A 20,868-nucleotide genomic window follows, 5' to 3' on the forward strand; every position below is an offset into this window, starting at 1 on the left:
CCCCGCGCCGCGTCACGCGATCACATCCCGGTGACGGGGCGTCACGCGGATTGGAATGTTAGCGCCGCGCAAGTTTGTTGCCGCTGGCGCGTCATTTTAGCAATAACATGACTGAGTCTTTAACTTTTGCCTCGGGTGTGGTTTACAGCGAGAACTGCCTGTCGCTGCAGAGCGGCATTTTTGCCGTGCAAACGCGAATTAACGCCTCATCAGGGGCGTAGGAGTACCTGAGAACAAAGGGGAATACCGTGAAAATAGGGACGCCAAGAGAGGTTGAATCTGGGGAGAATCGCGTTGCGATGACACCGGATTCGGCGCTGCAATTGCAAAAGCTGGGTTATGAGTGCCTGATCGAAACCGGAGCAGGGGCCAAGGCCGACTTCTCCGATGCCGATTATGAAGCCGCCGGTGTGACAGTTGTCGGTTCAGCCGACGATCTGTGGAGCCAGTCGGACATCATCGCCAAGGTTCGCATCCCGGTGGATGCTGAACTGGACCGGCTGACATCGGACAAGACGCTGATCACCTTCTTCAATCCGGGCGGCAATGAGGCCGGTCTGGAAAAGGCGAAGGAAAAGGGCGCAAACGTCATTGCCATGGAAATGGTGCCGCGTATTTCGCGTGCGCAGAAAATGGACGCGCTCAGCTCGATGGCGAACATCGCCGGCTATCGCGCCGTGATCGAGGCTGGCAACAACTTTGGCCGCTTCTTCACCGGTCAGATCACCGCTGCGGGCAAGGTGCCCCCGGCGAAGGTTCTGGTTGTGGGCGCTGGTGTGGCCGGTCTGGCCGCGATCGGCACGTCGACATCGCTCGGCGCAATCACCTACGCCTTTGACGTGCGCCCCGAAGTGGCGGAGCAGGTCGAGAGCATGGGCGCAGAATTCGTCTATCTCGACTTCGAGGAAGAGCAGCAGGATGGCGCGGCCACCGGCGGCTATGCTTCCGTGTCCTCCCCGGAGTTCCGCGAAGCGCAGCTTGCCAAGTTCCGCGAACTGGCCCCGGAAGTAGACATCGTCATCACAACCGCCCTGATCCCGAACCGCGAGGCGCCCAAGCTGTGGCTCGAGGACATGATCAAGGCGATGAAGCCGGGCTCGGTCATCGTTGACCTTGCTGCCGAAAAAGGCGGCAACGCCGAAGGCACCGTGATGGATGAGAAGGTCGTGACCGACAACGGCGTGACCATCATCGGCTACACGGACTTCCCCTCCCGCATGGCGCGTCAGTCCTCGACGCTTTATGCCACGAACATCCGTCACATGATGACAGACCTGACCCCGGAAAAGGACGGTCAGATCAATCACGACATGGAAGACGACGTGATCCGTGGCGCGACCGTGACGCACCAGGGCGAGATCACCTTCCCGCCGCCGCCGCCGAAAGTGGCAGCGATTGCGGCCAAGCCGAAAGAAAAGCCGGTTGAGCTGACCCCGGAAGAGAAGCGCGCCGCAGAAGTGGCTGCCTTCAAGGCGCAGACCAAGCAGCAGGTGACCCTGCTGGCGGTGGGCGCGGCTGTTCTGCTTGGTGTGGGCCTGATTGCCCCGGCGAGCTTCATGCAGCACTTCATCGTGTTTGTTCTGGCGGTCTTTGTCGGCTTCCAGGTGATCTGGAACGTCTCGCACTCGCTTCACACGCCGCTCATGGCTGTGACCAACGCGATTTCGTCGATCATCATCCTCGGCGCCTTGATGCAAATCGGCTCGGGCGGCGGTTTCCTCGTCGTTCTTCTGGCTGCGATTTCGGTTTTCTTTGCCGGGATCAACATCTTCGGCGGCTTCCTCGTGACACGGCGCATGCTCGCCATGTTCCAGAAATCCTAAGGAGTAGAGGCACATGGAATACGGATTTACAACGGCGGCCTATGTGGTCGCGGCTGTCCTCTTCATCCTCTCTCTGGGTGGTCTGTCTGGGCAGGAAAGCGCGAAACGCGCGGTATGGTACGGCATTGTCGGCATGGCGCTGGCGGTTTTTGCAACGCTCATCGGGCCCGGTTCGGGCCTTTGGATCCTGTCGGTCATCCTGATCGCAGGCGGCGGTGTCATCGGCTATTTCCTCGCATCGAAGGTCGAAATGACCCAGATGCCGGAACTGGTGGCGGGCATGCACGCGCTGGTCGGCCTTGCGGCGGTCTTCGTCGGCTATAACGCCGAACTGGTGATGAACGCGGTTCAGGGTCTGGATGCGGCTGGCGTTGAGGCGCTGGAAGGCTTCTCGGCCAAGGTGGCACATAAAACCCCGGTCGAGATCGGCATTCTGAAGGTCGAGGTTTTCCTCGGCGTCTTCATCGGTGCGATCACCTTCACCGGCTCTGTCGTCGCTTATGGCAAACTTTCGGGCAAGCTGACGTCGGCGGCCACCAAACTGCCGGGCGGGCACCTGCTGAATGCGGGCGCGGCGATCCTGTCGCTGATCCTGCTGATCATCTACATGAACACCGGTGGCGGCTGGACGCTGATCCTGATGTCGCTGCTGGCGTTCTTTATCGGCTATCACCTGATCATGGGCATCGGCGGCGCGGACATGCCTGTCGTGGTTTCCATGCTGAACAGCTACTCTGGCTGGGCCGCGGCGGCGATTGGTTTCTCCCTCGGGAACGACCTTCTGATCGTTGTTGGTGCGCTGGTTGGCTCGTCCGGTGCGATCCTGTCCTACATCATGTGTAAGGCGATGAACCGCTCCTTCATCTCGGTGATCCTCGGCGGCTTCGGCGGCGCGGCGGGTCCGGCGATGGAAGTTGAAGGCGAGCAGATCGCCATCGACGTGGACGGCGTTGCGACCACTTTGGAAGAGGCTGACTCTGTGATCATCGTGCCGGGCTACGGCATGGCGGTTGCTCAGGCACAGGCAAACGTGGCGGAACTCACCACCAAGCTGCGCGCCAAGGGCAAGAACGTTCGCTTTGCGATCCACCCGGTTGCGGGCCGTCTGCCGGGGCACATGAACGTGCTCCTGGCCGAAGCCAAGGTGCCGTATGACATCGTGCTGGAGATGGACGAGATCAACGAGGACTTCCCGGATACGGACGTTGTCATCGTGATCGGCTCCAACGACATCGTGAACCCGGCGGCGCAGGACGATCCGAACTCGCCCATCGCAGGCATGCCGGTTCTGGAAGTCTGGAAAGCCAAGCAGGTGTTTGTCTCCAAGCGGGGTCAGGGCACCGGTTACTCCGGCATCGAGAACCCGCTGTTCTACAAAGAGAACACGCGCATGTACTACGGCGATGCCAAGGATTCGATCGGCGCGCTTCTGGCGAAGATCTGATCCGCTTCACAGCACTGACAAAGGGTCCGCTCCGAAAGGGGCGGGCTTTTTTCTTTGGCGAATGTGCGGGTGTTGGAGCCCTGTGTCAGAGCCCGTTGCGGGCGATCAGCGCGTCGATCGTGGCATCGGGCGCGCCAATCCGTGCAAGGGCCTCGGACTCCACGTCGTAGATTTCGGCCATCATGTCGAACCGGGCCTCGGCCACGCTTTGATACATACGCGCCATGCCAAACGAGACCTGCGTGGGGGCATAGAGGATGATCGTCATGTTTCGGCTGATGTAATAGCGGGTCAGATCGCTGGAGATCCGGTTCACGGCCGAGAAATCCATCTCGAAGCTGTCGACTTGTGACAGGTCGATCAGCTTGGTGTTGCTGTGTTCGGCATGAGGCGAGTTGCGGTGCGCCTCCAGCGCTTCCAGCACCGCCTTGGCCGTCATCGCGCCTGTCTTGCGGACAAGGATAATCTTTGGGTCGGACAGGTAGAACCGCTCAATTTCCATCGACTGCAGGTCACTCTCAATTCAGGTTGGCGGACATGCTCAACGGACGATAGGCCCGTCGGTTGTCGCTTCAGGGTCCGGAAGCTGCGCGAGCAGTGCGTCGTACCGCAGGGGGCCGAGTTTCAACGCCTGCAATGCATCATTGGCTGCGCGCGAGACATGGACAACGTGGCCGAACCGCGTCTCCGCGAGGTTCTGGTACATGCGGGCCATGCCGTAGGCCACGTCGCTGGGCGCGTAGAAGCTCACACGGGTTTCGTGTTCGGCATAATAGGCGTTCAGCCTGCGGAAAATGTCATGCACTGCGCTGAAATCTAGATCGATCCGCGTCGCCCGGCTCAGATCATCAAACTCGGGCATGCCCGGTACAAAGAGCGGATGGGTGAGGCAGGCTTCGAAGCCCTCGATGATGTCCGATTGCGTGATATGGCCCTCGTATCGGATCACCACAAGTTGCGGGTTGGTCAGATAATGGGTCGAAAGGGGCATACACGGATCCTGAAACACGATTACTGACAAACTGATTTCGGTTTCCGTAACGGAGGTCAAGGTCAACCTGCCACAAATGCCGACTTTTGGCATAGCGGTTGATTTTCCTCCAAAAAGCAACGTTTTGTGCCGCGATGTACGACTTAAGTCGTAGCCTGAGAGTGCCGCAATTGATTTGCAGTTGCAAAGTATACTTTGCAAATTTACCGCTGCCATGCAGCAATGTAGGCTTGCGATACGGGCGGGCATAAGGCAAAACAACGCCAAGGAAACAGGAATGTAACGGGGGCTCGATATGAACCTTACGATGGACCGGAACGTGCTGGCGGAAGCCTTTGGCGCGAATGAAGGCGCGGCACTGCGCGTCAAGCAGATTGCTCTGGTGGTGCTCGGCATCGCCGTGCTGGCGGTTGCCGCCAAGATCAAGGTGCCGATGTGGCCTGTGCCGATCACCATGGGCACCTTTGCCGTGCTGACCCTGGGCGCTGCTTATGGCCCGCGCCTCGGCCTTGTGACCATCCTGGGTTACATGATCATCGGCGCGCTTGGCTTTGACGTCTTTGCGGGCTCCTCGGCCGAGAAATTTGGCCTTGAGTACATGATGGGCGGCACCGGTGGCTACCTTGTGGGCTACGTGCTTGCGACCCTCGCGCTTGGCGCGCTGGCCCGCGCAGGCTGGGACCGCTCCGCACCGAAAATGGCAGGCGCCATGCTGATCGGCAACGCGCTGATCTACGTGCCGGGCCTGATCTGGCTGGGCATGCTCTATGGCTGGGACAAGCCGATCCTCGAGTGGGGCCTCACCCCGTTCCTCGTTGGTGACGCGATCAAGCTGGCTCTGGCCGCAGTGATCCTGCCGATGGCCTGGAAATTCGTCGGCCGCGCCCGCGGCTGACCCGGGGCAGGCCCGGGGCAAAGCCCCGTCCTACCGACTGACATCGAAGACCGTGGCCGCAAGGCTGCGGTCTTTTTCGTTGCGCGGGGCATCAGACTTCAGAATGCCCAGGTGAACCCGGTGGCCTCTTCGGACACTGTCCAGAGCCGGGTCATGACCGGCTTGTCGTAGGCGTGTGGGTTAAGCGTGCCTTTGCCCACTGGGCCACCGGTCTGCATCCGCCCCGTGGGGCCATAGAGCGCGCGGCCTTCCAGCCCGTCTTCGGTGGCGCACATGACCTCCGGGTATGCCCCTTTCTCGGCCGATTGCACCATGGGCGTGCGCGACATGATCCCCCAGATCAGCCGCGTCAGCAGCCCGCCGCTGGTGCTGATCAGCGAGGTCGCCGACGCGCCCGGATGGCAGACATAGACCTGCAGCGCCTTGCCCGCCGCCTGAACGCGGTCCTGAAGCTCATAGGCAAACATCATTTGCGCCAGCTTGGACTGGCTGTAGACCGGGTTGGCGCTGTAGTTCGCGTCCCAGTTCATGTCCTCGAACTGGATGGTCTTGATGCCCATGTTGTAGCCGAGGCTGGCCACAACCACGATCCGCCCGGCAGAGGCCTCGATCCGGTCAAACAGCAACCCGCTGAGCAGGAAGTGCCCGTAGTGATTGGTGCCGAGCTGGCTTTCGAAGCCGTCCACGGTCAACTGCTGCGTCGGCACCTGCGCAATGGCGGCGTTGCAGATCAGCGCGTCGATGCGCGGGGTGCTGTCCAGCAGCTCTGCCGCCGCTGCCCGCACGCTGGCCAGATCCGACAGGTCCATGCGAATGAAGCGCACCGGGGCCTCAGCGCCAAACGTCTCTTTCAACTTGGCCACGGCGGCGGTGGATTTCTCGGCGCTGCGGTTGAGCATCACCACCTCCGCGCCCTTGGAGAGCAGGATACGGGCGGCCTGATAGCCTGCGCCCGCATTGGCGCCGGTGATCACATAGGTCTTGCCTTTGAGCGATCCGAGCCGCTCCGGGGTCCAGCCTTTGGGGCCGAAAGTGGTATCTGCCATGATGTTGTGTCCTGTGGGGTGTCTGGTGTTGATGGACATGCAGATACGTCTCATGACCGCTCGGAAATAGGCGTATTTGGAGCGATTACTTGCCTGATTGTCTCAACCTGCTTGTGGAGCGCGGTTTTCTGCGGCAAACTTGCGGCTATGAGCAAAGATCAGATCAGAGCCTTCATCGCTCAGCGCGCGCAGTCCGAAGGGCTGACAGAGACCGGCATTCCCGGCGTGCGCCTGTTTCGCGCGACACAGGCGATCCCCTGCGTTCCGGCGGTTTATGAGCCCTGTGTCGTTGCGATTGTCAGCGGCGCGAAGGAGGCCATTCTGGACGGGCAGCGCTTTGTCTACGACGACGCACAATACCTGTGCTGCCCGATGTCCATGCCGGTCAAGGCGGGCACGCCCACCGCGTCCGAGACGAACCCGCTCTACGGTGTCTTCATCTCGCTTGATCTGCGGGTCATGGCGGAGCTGGTGATGGAGATGGAGCGCGCCGCCGGGGCTTTGCCGGCTCAGGCAGGCGGGCTGCGGACAACGGGGATCCGGCTGGCATCCTGGGATGCGGGGTTCACCGATGCGTTGACGCGGGTGCTGGACCTGAGCGCAGACCCTGCGGGTGCCTCGGTTCTGGGCGCGGGGCGGGTGCGCGAGCTTTACTACGCGGTTCTCCAAGGGGAGGCGGGCCCGTTTGCCCGGCAGGCCTTCGGGCCGGGCAATGCCATCGCGCGCTCGATTGCCCATCTGTCGTCCCATCTGGACAGGGCTGTTTCGATTGACGACATGGCGCTGCGCTCCGGCATGAGCCGCGCGGTGTTTCATCGCAAGTTCAAACAGGCGACGGGCCTGTCCCCGATCCAGTTCGTCAAATCCATGCGGCTGAACAATGCGGCGATGAAAATCGCGGGCGGCGTTTCGGTGAACGAGGCGGCGCTGGAGGTGGGCTATGTCAGCCCGTCGCAGTTCAGCCGCGAGTTCAAACGCACCTACGGGGAGTCACCCCGGAAATGGGGCGAAGCGCAGCAAGGGCCGGTTGGGTTGACGTGAGCGGCCTGCGCCGTGTGTTGACGTCAGAGCAATTCGGTCTGGATTTGTGCGCCTTTCTCCAGCGTTTTGTGAACCGGGCATTTGTCGGCGATTTCCAGAAGCCGGGCGCGTTGCTCTTCGCTCAGCGGGCCTTCCAGCGTGATCCTGCGGGTGAAGCTGTCGATGCGGGTTTCGGTGCCGGTGCCTGCGTCCTGCGCGTGCAGCTTGTCGTGGGTCACATCGACGGAGACATGGCTGAGCGGCCAGCCTTTGCGGCGAGCGTACATGCGGATGGTCATCGACGTACAGGCCCCAAGTCCAGCGGCGAGAAATCCATAAGGAGACATGCCGCGATCCGTGCCGCCGTAGGCCTTGGGCTCATCCGCAAGCGCATGGTGGAACGGGCCGTTCTGGACGTCCTGCAGGAAGCCCTTGGGATCGGCCTCTGACACGCGCGTAACGCCCTCGGGCGCGCCAATCGGCGGAGCGGGCGGCGAGAGGTCAAGGTAGCGGGTGGCCCATGTGGCGATCACCTCGGCGGCGTATTCGGCATCGCCCGGATCGGTGATCAGGTGGTCGGCCTCGTCGAGCGTGACAAAGCTCTTCGGGTGTTTGGCAGCCTCGAAGATGCGAGCCGCGTTGGAGATGTCGACGATGGCGTCGCGCGGAGCGTGCATGACCAGCAGGGCGGCCTTCAGCGGGCCGGTTTCCTGATTGGTTTCAACATCATCGAGGAAGGTTTTGCCGATGGTGACGGGACGCCCTCCCAAATTGACCTCGGCCTGACCCTGCGTGCGGATGTCGTCCAGATGCTCGGAGAAGTGATGGGTGACATGACCTGCATCGGCGGGGGCGCCCAGGGTCGCCACGGCCTTGACCGACGGCAGGTTGCGCGCCGCGCGCAGCACCGCCAGCCCGCCAAGCGAATGGCCGATCAGCAGATCCGGTGCCATGCCGAGGCTGTCCAGATGCGCGGCGGCGGCTTCGAGATCAGCGGCATTGGAGCTTAGGCTGGTGTTGGCAAACTCGCCTTCGGAATGGCCCAATCCTGTGAAATCAAAGCGCAAAACCGCGATGCCCATCGCCGATAGCCGGGCGGCAATCCGCCGGGCGGCGGGGATGTCCTTGCCGCAGGTGAAGCAATGGGCAAAAAGTGCGGTGGCCAGATGCGGCCCCGCCGGACGATCCAACCGCGCCGACAAAAGCGCGCCGGAATGGCCGGGAAAGGTGAGGCGGTCTGTGGTGCGATCAAGGGGCATGGCGTGACGTCCTGTTAACGGGCTTGGGATAAAAGTGACCCGCGGGGCGCCGCCGCACAAGGCGCGTCACGGCAAGGTGAGGGCAATGCGCGTTTTCTTGAGAGTTGTTTCAGGCGGCTGTGTCTTGCTGCTGGCGGCGGGATTTGCCGGGGACTGGCACCCGGCGGGCGATTCCCTTGCGGTGTTTCGTGTGCCGTTGCTGATCGTGGCGGCGCTGGCGATTATCTGGAGCGACTGGCCGCGGCGGGCGCGCTGGTCTTTGGCTGTTCTGGCGATGGCTGGCCTTGTCGCACACTTGCCGCTGCCGCGCGGGCAGTCGGCAGAGCCGGGCGCGCTTATGGTGTTCCAGCAGAACATGCAGTGGAACCGGAGCGAGAGCGCAGACTGGCTGGCGATGATCGAGGCGGTGCGGCCTGATGTGCTGCTTTTGCAGGAGATCTCCGAAGGAAATCGGGCGCTTCTGACCGCGCTTGCGCCGCTTTATCCGCACCAGCACCTGTGTCCAAATGGCTTTGTCGGCGAGGCGGTGCTGTCGCGTCTGCCGTTCACCGCAGAGCCGCCGGTCTGTTCGAAACGCGATGGTATCGCGGCGGCGCAGGTGGAGACGAGGCAGGGGCCGGTCTGGATGATCTCGCTTCACATCAGCTGGCCATGGCCCTACGGGCAGGCCCGTCATGTCACGCAGATTATCCCGGATTTGCAAAGGCTTGATGGACCGGTTGTGCTTGGCGGGGATTTCAACGCGGTGGCTTGGTCCCACACGCTGGAACGCGTGGCGCGCGCCACGGGCACGGTACGGATCGGGCCGCTCAATCACAGTTTCACGTTGCCCGGCGGCTTGCCGATCGGGATTGATCATCTTCTGGCCCCAACCGGCACGCGGGCGACCGTGCAGCAGACCGATATGCTGGGAGCAGATCACCGGGGACTGCTGGCAGCGCTCTCCTTGCCCTGAAGCACGGCCGCGCGCGGCAGGACATAGGTGTGGATCGAAAAGACCACCGCGTTTGTTTCCGGCAGGCGCAGCAGGCATTGCCGTTCGCTGCGGAAATAGGGGGCCTCTTTGCGGGTGGTCAGCGGGCGGCGGTCGTCTTCGCTGCGGGGCTGAAACAGGCTTGGATCGTCGTACCACAGCGCGTTGAAGCGCCAGAGCGGGCGGCCGGGGCGGATGCCATCGAACAGGCGCTGCACCCGTTTGGCCAGCATCGGATCGTAGTCCTCCACCGGGGCATGGATGGCGAGCAGCGGTTTGCCCGCCTTTTCTGACAGCAACCAACTGGCCGGGAAACACAGGAGCGCGCCACACAGAACGTGCTCGTCGCCTTGTTTGACCAGCAGACAGATGTCTTCCTGAATGAGCGCGCTGATGCTTTCAAGCGGCGCGTCAGGATCGGGCGTGACGTGCCGTCCATCGGGGCAGATCACGGTGCCTCCGTCGCGGGAAAACCCGGTGGGCAGGGCGGTGAGGACTTCTGATAGACACTCCTGCGCGATGTGCAGATAGGCCGGATCCAGCCAGAGCACCTCTGAACGATGATCGCGCAGAAGCCGTTGCTTTTCAGCCATTTGCCCGGCGTAGGCATCGTCCGCGATGATCCAGCCTTCCGGCCCGATGGGCGCGATGCCGGGCAGAGGGCGCGGGGCGAAAGGATCAAAGGGCAGGCTGTGTTGAAGCGGTGCGGTCATGCCCCGCACCGTGCCAATACGCGCGTCTGCACGCAAGCGGGGATCAGTGCAGGACGGAGCCGAGGATGTTGTGCAGCCGGTTGCTGTTGGCCAGCGCCAGGAAAAGCAGCGTCACCGAGAGCACCTGCGTGCTCAGGCGGAAGTCCATGCCTTTGAACAGGGCTACGATCCACAGGAAGGCCGCCGCCGGGAAATAGACCACGGCGAGGATGCCAGACATCAACCAGCCCGCCGCGTTCATTCGTTTTTCCTCGGGTTCCTGTTCTTCCATGCGGGCCTGCATCCGGGCCAACGGATTGCAGGAATCCTGTTCTTCGTCCGGCTCACTGAGCATGTCGCGCAGGTCCTGCGTGGCGATTTGCTCGTCGGAGCGATCATAGAGCCGGTCGATTGTGCTTGGCGCGTCGTCCTCCACGGGGTCTGTATCCAGCATGACGTCCTCGACGGCGTGACGGATCTCCGCGTCCTGCGTGTCTGCGTCTTTTGGCGCGCGGGCGCGCTGGGGGGAGACATAGCTGCGCAGGCGGATGAAATCCTCTGCGTCCAGCAAGGTATCCGGCGCGTACCATTCGATGGTGTCGGCGGGGGAGTGGTCAAGCGCGGCCAGAACCGCGTCAGAGAGCAGTTTGGAGGCAATCTCTTCCGAGGCAGGCGCGCCATCGCGGGTCAGCACATCAATCAGGATACGCGGGCCATAAGCGCCCTGCGGCTCGGCGCGCACCCGCAAACCATAATGATTGCCCAGCACCGCCTGCCGTTTGGCGGAGCGTTTCGGCACGCCCACCGGGCGCGGATCGAGACGGGCCAGCACCTGCTGACAGGTATCGAGATACGGAGCAACGGAAAGCCCCCGTTCATCGGGGAGGATCAAACCGGCATAGGGATATTCGTTAAGCGACATACAAAAAACCTCGTCCAGGCGTTCGCAGGTAATGGAGACAAGAATGCTGCGGAAATCTGGAAAATTTGAGGCGAGGTTTCGGACAATTGTCGGCATTGTCGGGACAATCCCGCCGGTTTGCGTCCCAGTGGTTAATTCCCGTTAACAAAATGCAACGATCCCGGGAGTGGGACTCCCGGGATCGAATGTGTTGTTAAGGATTGACGCAGGGTGAGTCGCGTTATTGCCCGATGCGTTCGGCGGCGTAGGCGATGGCGCGCTGGTAGTTGCCGCTGTCGTTCCAGGCCGCAAGCACGCGGAAGTTGGCAGTGCCCTGACCAAAGGGCTGGCCCTTTTTCCAGCCATTGCGGCGCAGCATGTTGGCTGCAGAGGCCAGCGCGTCGGCGGCGTTGTAGGGATCGGCCCGGCCATCGCCGTTGCCGTCCACGCCAAAGCGCAGCCAGTTGCCCGCGAGGAACTGCATATGGCCGAGCTCACCGGAAGGGCCGCCCTTGGTTTTTGAGGAAATCACGCCGCGATCCACCAGTTGCAGAGCAGAAATCGCGTGCGGCTCAAAGCGCGGGTGGCGGCGGCAGTAGGAGGCGAGGGTGATGGCCCCGTCGACGATGGAGGTGCCCCCGGTGTAGCCACCCCAGGAGGTCTCAAGCCCCCAGATCGTCACCAGAAGGCTGCCGGGCACGCCATACTTCTTCTCGATGGCGTTGAACAGCCCGGCGTTCTTTTTCAGACGGGAATTGGCCATGTTGATGAAGCTTTGCGCCGAGCTGCCGGAGCGCTTGGCAAGGAACTTGGCCGGATCGCCATAAGACACGCCGCTCTGGCTGCTGGGGCGGGATTCGAACTTCCACGTGATCGAAGAGAGCTTTGCGCCGGAAAGCGCCTGCAGTCCGCGCTGGCCGATCCCGGCCTTTTGCGCCTGTTGGCCAAAGCCGGATTTGTATTGGCCCCAGGCGCCTTTTTGAGTGATGCAGTTGGCCGACCAGGCCGGTGCGGCGGCGGCGGTTAGTGCGGTCAGGCAAAGAGCAGAAAGAATGCGTCGCATGGAAGTGTCCCCGGAAATCTGTTGGTCTTTCCGGGCAGGATAGGCGGCTCGGCCTTATCCTCCAAGTGGGAATTCCTGACTTGTCATCCCCTTATCGCAGCATCGAAAGCGCCGCGAGGGAGGCCACGCCGATCGCCCCGCCAAGCGCAAAGACCCAGCGGCCGGGGTGGCCTTTGGACGGCTCTACCGGTGCGCGCGGCAGCGGTGTGGGCGCGCGTTCCGGGGCGGCGGCCTCGGCTTCTGTCAGCCGGGAGACAACGTCTTCTATGGTCGGTTTTTGCTCCATGCTCCCTGTCTTCCAGTCAATCCGGGCTACAGCGTGACCGGATTGGGGCAGGGGCGGTACTGGGAAAATCTGTGCTCAAAACGCCACAAGAAAAGGGGCGCCCGCAAAAGGCGCCCCTCTCGAAGTCTCGCAGATCGGATGGATCAGCAGCTGTAGTACAGGCCGAACTCAACCGGGTGCGGGGTGGTTTCGTAAGCAACCACTTCTTCCATCTTGAGCTCGATGTAGCCCTCGATCTGGTCTTTGGTGAACACATCACCGGCCAGCAGGAAGTCGTGATCGGCTTCAAGAGCGTCCAGAGCTTCACGCAGGGAGCCGCAGACGGTCGGGATGTCGGCCAGCTCTTCGGGCGGAAGATCGTAGAGGTTCTTGTCCATGGCTTCGCCCGGATCGATCTTGTTGGTGATGCCGTCGAGACCAGCCATCAGCAGCGCTGCGAAGCACAGGTAGGGGTTTGCCGCCGGATCGGGGAAACGCGCTTCGACGCGCTTTGCCTTCGGGGATTCGGTCCACGGAATACGCACGCAGCCGGAACGGTTGCTTGCGGAGTACGCACGCAGAACCGGCGCTTCGAAGCCCGGGATCAGACGCTTGTAGGAGTTGGTGGACGGGTTGGTGAAGGCGTTGAGCGTCTTCGCGTGCTTCAGGATGCCGCCGATGAAGTACAGCGCTTCCTGCGACAGGTCAGCATACTTGTCGCCAGCAAAGAGCGGCTTGCCGTCTTTCCAGATCGACATGTTCACGTGCATGCCCGAGCCGTTGTCGCCTGCGATCGGCTTCGGCATGAAGGTGGCGGAGCGGCCATAGGCCTGAGCCACGTTGTGCACGATGTACTTGTACTTCTGCAGGTGGTCCGCTTGCTCGGTGAGCGAGCCGAACACGAGGCCCAGCTCGTGCTGCGAGGTCGCCACTTCGTGGTGGTGCTTGTCGACCTTCATGCCGATGCGCTTCATGGTGGAGAGCATCTCGGACCGGATGTCCTGGCCGTCGTCCATCGGGTTGACCGGGAAGTAGCCGCCTTTGTAGGTCGGACGGTGGCCCAGGTTGCCCATTTCGAACTCGGCGTCGGTGTTCCACGCGGCGTGGTCGGCGTCGATCTCGTAGCCAACCTTGTTCGGAGCAACGGAGAACTTGACGTCGTCGAAGAGGAAGAATTCCGCTTCCGGGCCGAAGTAGGAGATGTCACCAATGCCCGAGGACTTGAGGTAGGCTTCGGCCTTCTCGGCGGTACCGCGCGGGTCGCGGTTGTAGGCTTCGCCCGTGTCCGGCTCAACGATGGAGCAGTGCACGCAGACAGTCTTTTCCGCGTAGAAGGGATCGATGTAGGCGCTGGCGCAATCCGGCATCAGCTTCATGTCGGACGATTCAATCGACTTCCAGCCTGCAATCGACGAGCCGTCGAACATGAAGCCCTCTTCGAGGAAGTCCTCGTCAACTTCGTCCACGATCACGGTCACGTGCTGCAGCTTGCCGCGCGGATCGGTGAAACGGATGTCAACGTACTGTACGTCTTCGTCCTTGATCATTTTGAGCAGGTCTTTTGCGCTCATGGTGTCATTCCCCTGACTGGTTATGATTGGGTTCGTGTGCATGGTCGCGGGTTGCCCCGCGCCTCATCTGGTCTGGCAAATCGGCCCGCGCCTCAGAGCGCGTCCGAGCCGCTTTCGCCGGTGCGGATGCGGATGGCCTGCTCAACCGGGCTGACAAAAATCTTGCCGTCGCCGATCTTGTCAGTCTTGGCCGCGCCGACGATGGCTTCGATGGCCGGTTCGACCTGATCGTCATCCAGAACGGTCTCGATTTTCACCTTGGGCAGAAAGTCCACCACGTATTCCGCGCCGCGGTACAGTTCGGTGTGACCCTTCTGACGGCCGAAGCCTTTGACCTCGACAACGCTCAGGCCCTGAATGCCTGCGTCTTGCAGCGCTTCCTTGACCTCGTCGAGCTTGAACGGCTTGATGATCGCCTCGATCTTTTTCATGGCCTTCCCGTCTCCTCGTAATTCGTTTGGACCTGTGCAGATCATTTCTGTCTGGCAGCCACAATCGGATAGGGCCATTCTGGGCCCATGGGAAGTGCTGAAAAATGCGGCACGGTCAAAAATTATGCGGAACGCTCAAAAATTGAGCGGAATTGAATCGCTGAGGTTTGGAACATGACAGAATTGCTCACCGCGGCCCAGATGCGGGCGATTGAACAGGCGGCGATCCAAAGCGGCTTCGTGACCGGGCTGGAACTGATGGAACGCGCGGGGCAGGGCGTGGTCGAAGCGGTGTTCGAAGAGTGGCCCGAGCTGGCGGAGGGCACGCGCCGCGCCGTGGTGCTCTGCGGTCCGGGCAACAACGGCGGCGACGGCTTTGTCGTGGCACGATTGCTCAAGGAGCGGGGCTGGACGGTTGAGGTTTTCCTCTATGGCGAGGCGGATCGGCTGCCGCCGGATGCTAAGGTGAATTATGAGCGGTGGGGGGCTTTGGGGGCGGTGCGCGCGCCTGGGTCTGATGGTGTGCCTTCGGTAGGTTGCACATCCGATTTAACAGTCGATGCGATTTTTGGCACGGGATTGACGCGCCCTGTGTCTTTCGGAGAAGACTACGCAGGCATGGCACTGGAAGAAGACCAAGCCATGCGTGAAAGCACATACCGCGTCGCCATAGATATCCCGAGTGGGGTCTGTGCGGATAGCGGCCGAACACTTGGGTCGCCATTTCTTGCTAATCTGACTGTAACATTTCATGCCAAGAAACGGGGGCATGTGTTGGGGTATGGGCCGGGTTTGTGTGGCCGGCTCAGGGTCGCCGATATTGGCATTGAGCCCGAGTATCAAAACGCTGCTTTTGCACAGCCTGAGCTGGAAAGGGTGACCGACGGATTTCAGACTTGGAAGAGCGTCTATGGCGCGGAGAACCTCCAAAAACCCTCTGCCGAAGCGCGCTTTCAGCAAACCCACAAATACACCCACGGCCACGCCCTCATCCTCTCCGGCGGGTTTGGCCGCACCGGCGCGGCCCGTCTCGCGGCGCGCGGGGCGTTGCGGATTGGGGCGGGGCTTGTGAGCCTTGGCGTGCCGGGATCGGCGCAGATGGAGGTGGCGGCGCAGATCACCGCCCTGATGATGATGCGCGTCGACGATGCGGCAGGCTTGGCAGAGGTTTTGGGTGACAAGCGGCTCAACGCGCTGTGTCTCGGGCCGGGCCTGGGTCTGGAACGGGCTCGGGAGCTGGTGCCGGTTGCGCTGGGGGCAGGCGGGGTGGAACCCCGCCCTACGGTCTTGGACGCAGATGCTCTGAGCGCTTTCGCGGACTCGCCCGAAGCGTTGTTCTCAAACCTCCACGAATCCTGCGTGATTACCCCGCATATGGGTGAGTTCGCGCGGCTTTTTCCCGATATCGTGCAGAAATTGACCCACACGCCGACCAAAGGCCCGGCTTTTTCCAAGGTTGACGCCGCGCGCGAGGCGGCCAAACGCGCTGGCTGCGTCGTGCTGCTCAAAGGTTCCGACACGGTCATCGCCGCACCGGGCGGTCGCGCCTCGATCAATGCCGCCGTCTATGAGCGCGCCGCGCCTTGGCTTGCCACAGCGGGGTCCGGCGACGTTCTGGCCGGGTTCATCACCGGTCTGCTTGCGCGGGGTTTTGACCCCATGCAGGCCGCGGAAACCGCCGCATGGTTGCACGTCGAATGTGCGCGCAGTTTCGGGCCGGGTTTGATCGCGGAAGATCTTCCTGAAGAACTCCCGAAGGTGTTTCAGGCCAACGGTCTGTAGGCCGGGGCTGTGCCCCGGCGCCCGAAAAGCAAAAGGCGGCCCGTTCGGACCGCCGATCCTGGCGCGCAGTTCTGGTGGATCAGAGCAGGCTGCCGGACGCCACTTCCAAACCGTCCGCATATAGGATGTGCGGCGTGTCGAAGACCAGCTCGACCATTTCGGCCTCATACTCTTCGGTCTCGCGCACGAACTCGCCATCCACGAGGCGCTCCGCCGCGACAAGCGCCGGGGCCCCGCCAAAGAGCGCATCCGCGCGCCAGTCGCGGATCAGAACCTCCTGCGTGGCAGAGAGGATCACGTCGCGGTCCGGGCGGGCGTTGCCGAGCGAGCCGGCCTTGATGGAGATGCCGCGCAAGGTGCGGGTGCTGCGGCGCACGTCGCGCACAATCGCGGTGCCGCTGTCCCGGGTGATGACCCGGTCCCCGGCGGAGATGAACTCGACCGGCAGCGCGCCGTCGAGGGTCAACACCACGGTTCCGGCCACAAGCGCGTTGTGTCCTTGCCGACTGTCCCGGCTTCCGCTCCGGACGCTTTTTTCAATGATATCAAAAGCCATGCTGCGCCGTCCTGTCCTCGTCTCTGCCTCGGTTTTTGTCCAAGGATTACGGCGCGAATGCGCCTTTGTCGCGCTCATTTCGTGCGAGCGGGGCGCATCCATGCCTGATTGAGTCTTTTGCGCATCACGTGGCCTGCGGCGCATCGAAGGGCCGGTCATGGGCGGTTTTGCAGGGCGATTGGGCATGAAAAGACCAGCCTGTGGGAGAGCCGTCAGAGCATGCGGCGCCTGCGCCAAGATCAGGTTAACAGCGCCTTTGGTCTTTGCTGCAATTTGATTTGATTTTTCCTCTCGCCCTCCCGGACGGGCTTTGCTAGACAGCCACCTGCCCGGGGACGCTTCGGGCCGGATGCGGGTGTGGCGAAATTGGTAGACGCACCAGATTTAGGTTCTGGCGCCGCAAGGCGTGGGGGTTCAAGTCCCTCCACCCGCACCAACTTGCAGACTTTCCAACCGCAAGATGCCTGATCCTGAGGTCCAGCAGAACCCGGGCCGGATGCCCCGGTTTGCCTGCGCTTTGGCTGCATTTGGTTTGACACGCGCGTGAGAAAGCGTAAGCGGTAGCGGTAACAATGCGGCTTGGGAGGGGTCATTCATGGGCAAATCATGCATATCGGCGGTCATTGGGCTTGGCTCAATGGGCTACGGCATTGCCAAATCGCATCTTGCGGGCGGGCTCACCTGCCACGGCTTTGACATCAACCCGGAGACAACGGCGCGATTTGTGGCCGATGGCGGGGCGCAGGGCAGTTTGGCGGATATTGCCGGAACGCTGGATGCGGTCACGGTGGTGGTGCTGAACGCGGCACAGACCGAAAGCGTCCTGTTCGGCGAGGACGGCGTTGTGCCGTTGCTGAAGCCCGGCGCGGTGGTTCTGGCCTGTGCCACGGTGCCCCCGGATTTTGCCCGCGCCATGGCCGCGCGCTGTGCGGAACAGGGCGTGCATTATCTTGATGCGCCGATCAGCGGCGGATCGGTCAAGGCGGCGAACGGGCAGCTTTCGATCATGGCCTCCGGAACGCCCGAGGCGTTCGCAGCGGCGGGGCCGGTGCTGGAGGCCTGCGCCGAGACGGTGTTTGAGCTGGGCAATAAAGCCGGGGCGGGCAGCGCGATGAAGGCGGTCAACCAGTTGCTCGCCGGGGTGCATATCGCGGCCATGGCAGAGGCGTTGACCTTTGGCATGACCCAGGGCGTCGCGCCGGAGAAGTTCGTCGAGGTGATCTCGAAATGCGCGGGCTCCAGCTGGATGCTGGAAAACCGCGCGCCGCATATCGTGGCCGGGGATTACACGCCGCACAGTTCGGTGAACATCTGGCCGAAGGATCTGGGCATCGTGCTCGACATCGCCAAATCCGCGCAGTTCAGTGCGCCGATCACCGCTGCCGCGCTTCAGCAATATCTGGCGGCGCAGGGCATGGGGCTGGGCGGCGAGGATGACGCCGCCGTGGCGAAGGTCTACGCCCGCAATGCCGGGCTGACGCTTCCGGGAGAAGAGGCATGAAGCTGGGCTGTATCGGGGACGATTTCACCGGCTCGTCCGACCTTGCCAACACGTTGGCCAAAGGCGGCATGCGGGTGGTGCAATACTCCGGCACGCCAACCGGGGATGCGGGGGCGGATGTAGAGGCGGGGGTTGTGGCGCTCAAGTCCCGCTCGATTGACCCGCAGGAGGCCGTGCGGCTGTCGCTTGAAGCGCTCGATTGGTTGCTGTCTCAGGGCTGTGAGCAGATCTTTTTCAAATATTGCTCCACTTTCGATTCCACCGTAGAGGGCAATATCGGCCCGGTGGCGGATGCGTTGGCTGATGCGCTGAATGCGCGGAAAGTCATTGTCTGCCCGGCGTTTCCGGGGACCGGGCGCTCGGTCTATCAGGGGCATCTGTTCGTCAAGGACATGCTCCTGAGCGAAAGCGGGATGCAGAACCATCCGCTCACCCCGATGACCGATGCGGACCTGCGCCGTTGGCTGACGCCGCAGACCACAGGCACCGTGGGCCATGTTGCCGCGCAGGCGGTGTTTGCCGGGGCAAACGCCATTGCGGCGGGGCTCGAAGAAGAGGATGCCAAGGGGCACCGGCTGATCGTGGTGGATGCGATCCGGGACGAAGACCTGATGGAGATTGGCCGCGCGGCCAAGGGCCTGCCGCTGATCACTGGCGGCTCGGGCGTGGCTTTGGGCTTGCCCGCGAATTTCGGCTGCACGGCGGGGGATGCGCCCTGGACCGGGCAGGCGGGCCGAGCGGTGGCGCTTTCGGGTTCCTGTTCCATTGCCACGCGGGCGCAGGTGGAAAAACACAAGGCGCAAAGCCCTGCGCGGGAGGTGCGTGCGGCGGATGTGCTGGAAGGGCGCGTCACGGCCGAAGACCTGACGGACTGGGCACTGGCGCAGGACGGTCTGCCGCTGATCTACACCTCCGCCGATCCCGAGACCGTCAAGCAGGTGCAGGCACATTACGGACGTGAGACCGCCTCGGAGGCGCTGGAGGGGCTCTTTGCCGAGGTCGCCCGGCAGTGCGTCGCGCGGGGCGTGACCCGTGTGATCACCGCAGGCGGCGAGACCTCCGGCGCGATTGTCGAAGGGCTGTCGCTGGATACGCTGGAGATCGGGCCAGAGATTGATCCGGGCGTGCCGGCTTTGCGGGCGGGGCCTGCTCTGGTTGTGGCCCTGAAGTCCGGCAACTTCGGGGCGGAAGACTTTTTTGCCAAAGCAAACAGACTGCTGGAAGGGCTGACATGAGCGAAACCGCACTCCGAGAACAAATCTGCGTCCTGTCAAAGTCGCTCTTTGATCGCGGCCTGACCCATGGCAGCACCGGCAATATTTCGGCCCGGACCGAAGATGGCGGGCTGCTGGTCTCGCCCACGGGGACAAGCTTTGGGCGGCTGGATCCGGACCGGCTTGCCCGGTTTGATGCCTCCGGTGCCCATATCGGCGGCGACAAGCCGACGAAGGAAATGCCGCTGCATATGGCGTTTTATGACACGCGGCGCGCGGCGGGTGCGGTGGTGCACCTGCATTCCCCCTATTGCGTGGCGCTTTCGATGCTGCCCGCAGATGAGAACGATTTCCTGCCCGCGCTGACCCCTTACGGGATCATGCTTTTGGGCCGGGTCAAGCTCTTGCCGTTTTTCCTGCCCGGCGATCCGGCGATGGGCGAGGCGGTGCGTGCGCTTGGTGGCAAACGTGCGGCGGTGATGCTGGCCAATCACGGCTCTGTCGTAGCGGGCAAGGACGTGCAGACCGCGTGCAACGCCATCGAAGAGATGGAAGCCACGGCGCAGCTGGCCATGATGACGCGCGGCATGAACCCGCGCGGGCTGACCTCGGATCAGGTGCAGGCGCTGGTGGCCAAGTACAACGTGGAGTGGGACGATTGAGACAGTTCTCCGCCAACCTTGGGTTCCTGTGGCAGGAGCTCAGCCTGCCCGATGCCATCCTCGCCGCCAAAGCCGCCGGTTTTGAGGCGGTTGAATGCCATTGGCCGTATGAGACGCCCGCCGCCGAGACAAAGGCCGCGCTGGAGGAAACGGGCCTGCCCATGCTTGGCCTCAACACCCTGCGCGGCAATCCCGGCGAAAACGGGCTCAGCGCCTTGCCGGGGCGCGAGGCAGAGGCCCGCGCCGCAATTGATCAGGCGCTGGACTACGCGCGCCAGATCGGGGCAGGGGCGGTGCATGTCATGGCGGGCTTTTCTGAAGGGCAGGCGGCGCATGAGAGTTTTGTCGCCAACCTGCGTTATGCCGCCGATCAGGCCGGGGAGATCACGATCCTGATCGAGCCGCTCAACCGCCATGATGCGCCCGGCTATTTCCTGACCATCACGGATCAGGCCGTGGCGATCATCGCAGAGGTGGACCGGGCGAATGTCCGGCTGATGTTTGATTGCTATCACGTGGGCCGCACCGAAGGGGATGTGATCACCCGGTTCGAGGCGCTGCAAAACCTCATCGGCCATGTGCAATTCGCCTCCGTACCGGAGCGCGGCGCGCCGGATCGGGGAGAGCTGAACTACGCGCAAATCTTTGCCCGGATCGAGGCCGCCGGATGGACGCGGCCCCTGGGCGCGGAATACAAGCCCGGCGGGCCAACGGAGGAAAGCCTGCACTGGATGGCGGCCTTGCGCAAAAGCACATGAATCACCTTGCGCCGCACCCGT

21 protein-coding genes and 1 tRNA gene are annotated in these 20,868 nt (G+C 62.6%); 11 read left to right on the top strand and 11 right to left on the bottom strand.

From position 1 onward, the window contains the following. The first annotated feature begins 248 nt into the window (after window positions 1-248). Both E4662_RS14395 and E4662_RS14400 read left to right on the top strand, forming a co-directional pair. Complete coding sequence (locus tag E4662_RS14395) at window positions 249-1,823, top strand: Re/Si-specific NAD(P)(+) transhydrogenase subunit alpha (RefSeq protein ID WP_136442289.1); 1,575 nt, start codon at window positions 249-251, stop codon at window positions 1,821-1,823. A 13-nt stretch (window positions 1,824-1,836) separates the two neighbouring features. Further along, the gene (locus E4662_RS14400; protein ID WP_136442290.1) at window positions 1,837-3,267 is read left to right on the top strand and encodes an NAD(P)(+) transhydrogenase (Re/Si-specific) subunit beta; all 1,431 of its coding nucleotides are present in this window, start codon (window positions 1,837-1,839) and stop codon (window positions 3,265-3,267) included. Window positions 3,268-3,352: 85 nt separating this feature from the next. On the opposite strand, the gene E4662_RS14405 is transcribed toward E4662_RS14400, so the two are convergent. Next, entirely contained in the window at window positions 3,353-3,769 is a 417-nt protein-coding gene (locus E4662_RS14405; RefSeq protein ID WP_136442291.1) for a hypothetical protein, read from the bottom strand. A 39-nt stretch (window positions 3,770-3,808) separates the two neighbouring features. Beyond that, on the bottom strand, window positions 3,809-4,258 hold the full coding sequence (locus tag E4662_RS14410) for a hypothetical protein (RefSeq protein WP_136442292.1): 450 nt from the start codon (window positions 4,256-4,258) through the stop codon (window positions 3,809-3,811). Window positions 4,259-4,553: 295 nt separating this feature from the next. Between E4662_RS14410 and E4662_RS14415 the strand changes: the two genes are divergently transcribed. Continuing rightward, the gene (locus tag E4662_RS14415; RefSeq protein WP_136442293.1) at window positions 4,554-5,153 is read left to right on the top strand and encodes a biotin transporter BioY; all 600 of its coding nucleotides are present in this window, start codon (window positions 4,554-4,556) and stop codon (window positions 5,151-5,153) included. Between the two features lie 98 nt (window positions 5,154-5,251). Here the strand turns inward: E4662_RS14415 and E4662_RS14420 are convergent, their stop codons facing one another. Beyond that, on the bottom strand, window positions 5,252-6,199 hold the full coding sequence (locus E4662_RS14420) for an SDR family oxidoreductase (RefSeq protein ID WP_136442294.1): 948 nt from the start codon (window positions 6,197-6,199) through the stop codon (window positions 5,252-5,254). 147 nt (window positions 6,200-6,346) lie between these two features. Between E4662_RS14420 and E4662_RS14425 the strand changes: the two genes are divergently transcribed. Then, complete coding sequence (locus tag E4662_RS14425; protein WP_136442295.1) at window positions 6,347-7,240, top strand: AraC family transcriptional regulator; 894 nt, start codon at window positions 6,347-6,349, stop codon at window positions 7,238-7,240. Between the two features lie 23 nt (window positions 7,241-7,263). Here the strand turns inward: E4662_RS14425 and E4662_RS14430 are convergent, their stop codons facing one another. Beyond that, window positions 7,264-8,478, bottom strand: coding sequence for a bifunctional alpha/beta hydrolase/OsmC family protein (locus E4662_RS14430; RefSeq protein WP_136442296.1), 1,215 nt, complete (start codon window positions 8,476-8,478; stop codon window positions 7,264-7,266). An 85-nt stretch (window positions 8,479-8,563) separates the two neighbouring features. Between E4662_RS14430 and E4662_RS14435 the strand changes: the two genes are divergently transcribed. Beyond that, on the top strand, window positions 8,564-9,433 hold the full coding sequence (locus tag E4662_RS14435) for an endonuclease/exonuclease/phosphatase family protein (protein ID WP_136442297.1): 870 nt from the start codon (window positions 8,564-8,566) through the stop codon (window positions 9,431-9,433). Here the strand turns inward: E4662_RS14435 and E4662_RS14440 are convergent. The 6 genes from E4662_RS14440 to E4662_RS14465 form a co-directional block, all read right to left on the bottom strand. Beyond that, window positions 9,397-10,164 (bottom strand): heme-dependent oxidative N-demethylase family protein, encoded by a 768-nt coding sequence (locus tag E4662_RS14440; protein WP_136442298.1) that lies wholly within the window; start codon window positions 10,162-10,164, stop codon window positions 9,397-9,399. The two genes, E4662_RS14435 and E4662_RS14440, sit on opposite strands and share 37 nt — an antisense overlap. Before the next feature lie 43 nt (window positions 10,165-10,207). Beyond that, window positions 10,208-11,065: a hypothetical protein gene (locus E4662_RS14445; protein WP_136442299.1), complete on the bottom strand. Its 858-nt coding sequence runs from the start codon at window positions 11,063-11,065 to the stop codon at window positions 10,208-10,210. Window positions 11,066-11,285: 220 nt separating this feature from the next. Next, window positions 11,286-12,107: a lytic murein transglycosylase gene (locus tag E4662_RS14450; RefSeq protein ID WP_136442300.1), complete on the bottom strand. Its 822-nt coding sequence runs from the start codon at window positions 12,105-12,107 to the stop codon at window positions 11,286-11,288. Between the two features lie 91 nt (window positions 12,108-12,198). Beyond that, window positions 12,199-12,393, bottom strand: coding sequence for a hypothetical protein (locus E4662_RS14455; RefSeq protein WP_136442301.1), 195 nt, complete (start codon window positions 12,391-12,393; stop codon window positions 12,199-12,201). A gap of 143 nt (window positions 12,394-12,536) precedes the next feature. Further along, complete coding sequence (gene glnA / locus E4662_RS14460; protein WP_136442302.1) at window positions 12,537-13,943, bottom strand: type I glutamate--ammonia ligase; 1,407 nt, start codon at window positions 13,941-13,943, stop codon at window positions 12,537-12,539. 92 nt (window positions 13,944-14,035) lie between these two features. Then, window positions 14,036-14,374, bottom strand: a complete 339-nt coding sequence (locus tag E4662_RS14465) for a P-II family nitrogen regulator (protein WP_136442303.1) — start codon at window positions 14,372-14,374, stop codon at window positions 14,036-14,038. Window positions 14,375-14,548: 174 nt separating this feature from the next. On the opposite strand from E4662_RS14465, the gene E4662_RS14470 reads away from it, so the two are divergent. After that, window positions 14,549-16,156, top strand: a complete 1,608-nt coding sequence (locus E4662_RS14470; RefSeq protein WP_136442304.1) for an NAD(P)H-hydrate dehydratase — start codon at window positions 14,549-14,551, stop codon at window positions 16,154-16,156. A 79-nt stretch (window positions 16,157-16,235) separates the two neighbouring features. On the opposite strand, the gene E4662_RS14475 is transcribed toward E4662_RS14470, so the two are convergent. Beyond that, on the bottom strand, window positions 16,236-16,712 hold the full coding sequence (locus E4662_RS14475; protein ID WP_136442305.1) for a Hint domain-containing protein: 477 nt from the start codon (window positions 16,710-16,712) through the stop codon (window positions 16,236-16,238). Between the two features lie 351 nt (window positions 16,713-17,063). On the opposite strand from E4662_RS14475, the gene E4662_RS14480 reads away from it, so the two are divergent. The 5 genes from E4662_RS14480 (at window position 17,064) to E4662_RS14500 (ending at window position 20,847) form a co-directional block, all read left to right on the top strand. Then, window positions 17,064-17,148 (top strand) — tRNA-Leu (locus E4662_RS14480). A 159-nt stretch (window positions 17,149-17,307) separates the two neighbouring features. Further along, window positions 17,308-18,213, top strand: a complete 906-nt coding sequence (ltnD, locus tag E4662_RS14485; RefSeq protein ID WP_136442306.1) for an L-threonate dehydrogenase — start codon at window positions 17,308-17,310, stop codon at window positions 18,211-18,213. Continuing rightward, window positions 18,210-19,448: a 3-oxo-tetronate kinase gene (otnK, locus tag E4662_RS14490; protein WP_136442307.1), complete on the top strand. Its 1,239-nt coding sequence runs from the start codon at window positions 18,210-18,212 to the stop codon at window positions 19,446-19,448. The genes ltnD and otnK overlap by 4 nt, the downstream gene beginning before the upstream one ends. Further along, entirely contained in the window at window positions 19,445-20,089 is a 645-nt protein-coding gene (gene otnC, locus E4662_RS14495; RefSeq protein ID WP_136442308.1) for a 3-oxo-tetronate 4-phosphate decarboxylase, read from the top strand. The genes otnK and otnC overlap by 4 nt, the downstream gene beginning before the upstream one ends. Continuing rightward, the gene (locus E4662_RS14500; RefSeq protein ID WP_136442309.1) at window positions 20,086-20,847 is read left to right on the top strand and encodes a hydroxypyruvate isomerase family protein; all 762 of its coding nucleotides are present in this window, start codon (window positions 20,086-20,088) and stop codon (window positions 20,845-20,847) included. Before otnC ends, E4662_RS14500 begins: the two co-directional genes overlap by 4 nt. Window positions 20,848-20,868: the final 21 nt, after the last annotated feature.

This window comes from Pacificoceanicola onchidii (assembly GCF_004804335.1).
In the GTDB taxonomy this organism is placed as follows: Bacteria; Pseudomonadota; Alphaproteobacteria; order Rhodobacterales; family Rhodobacteraceae; genus Pacificoceanicola; species Pacificoceanicola onchidii.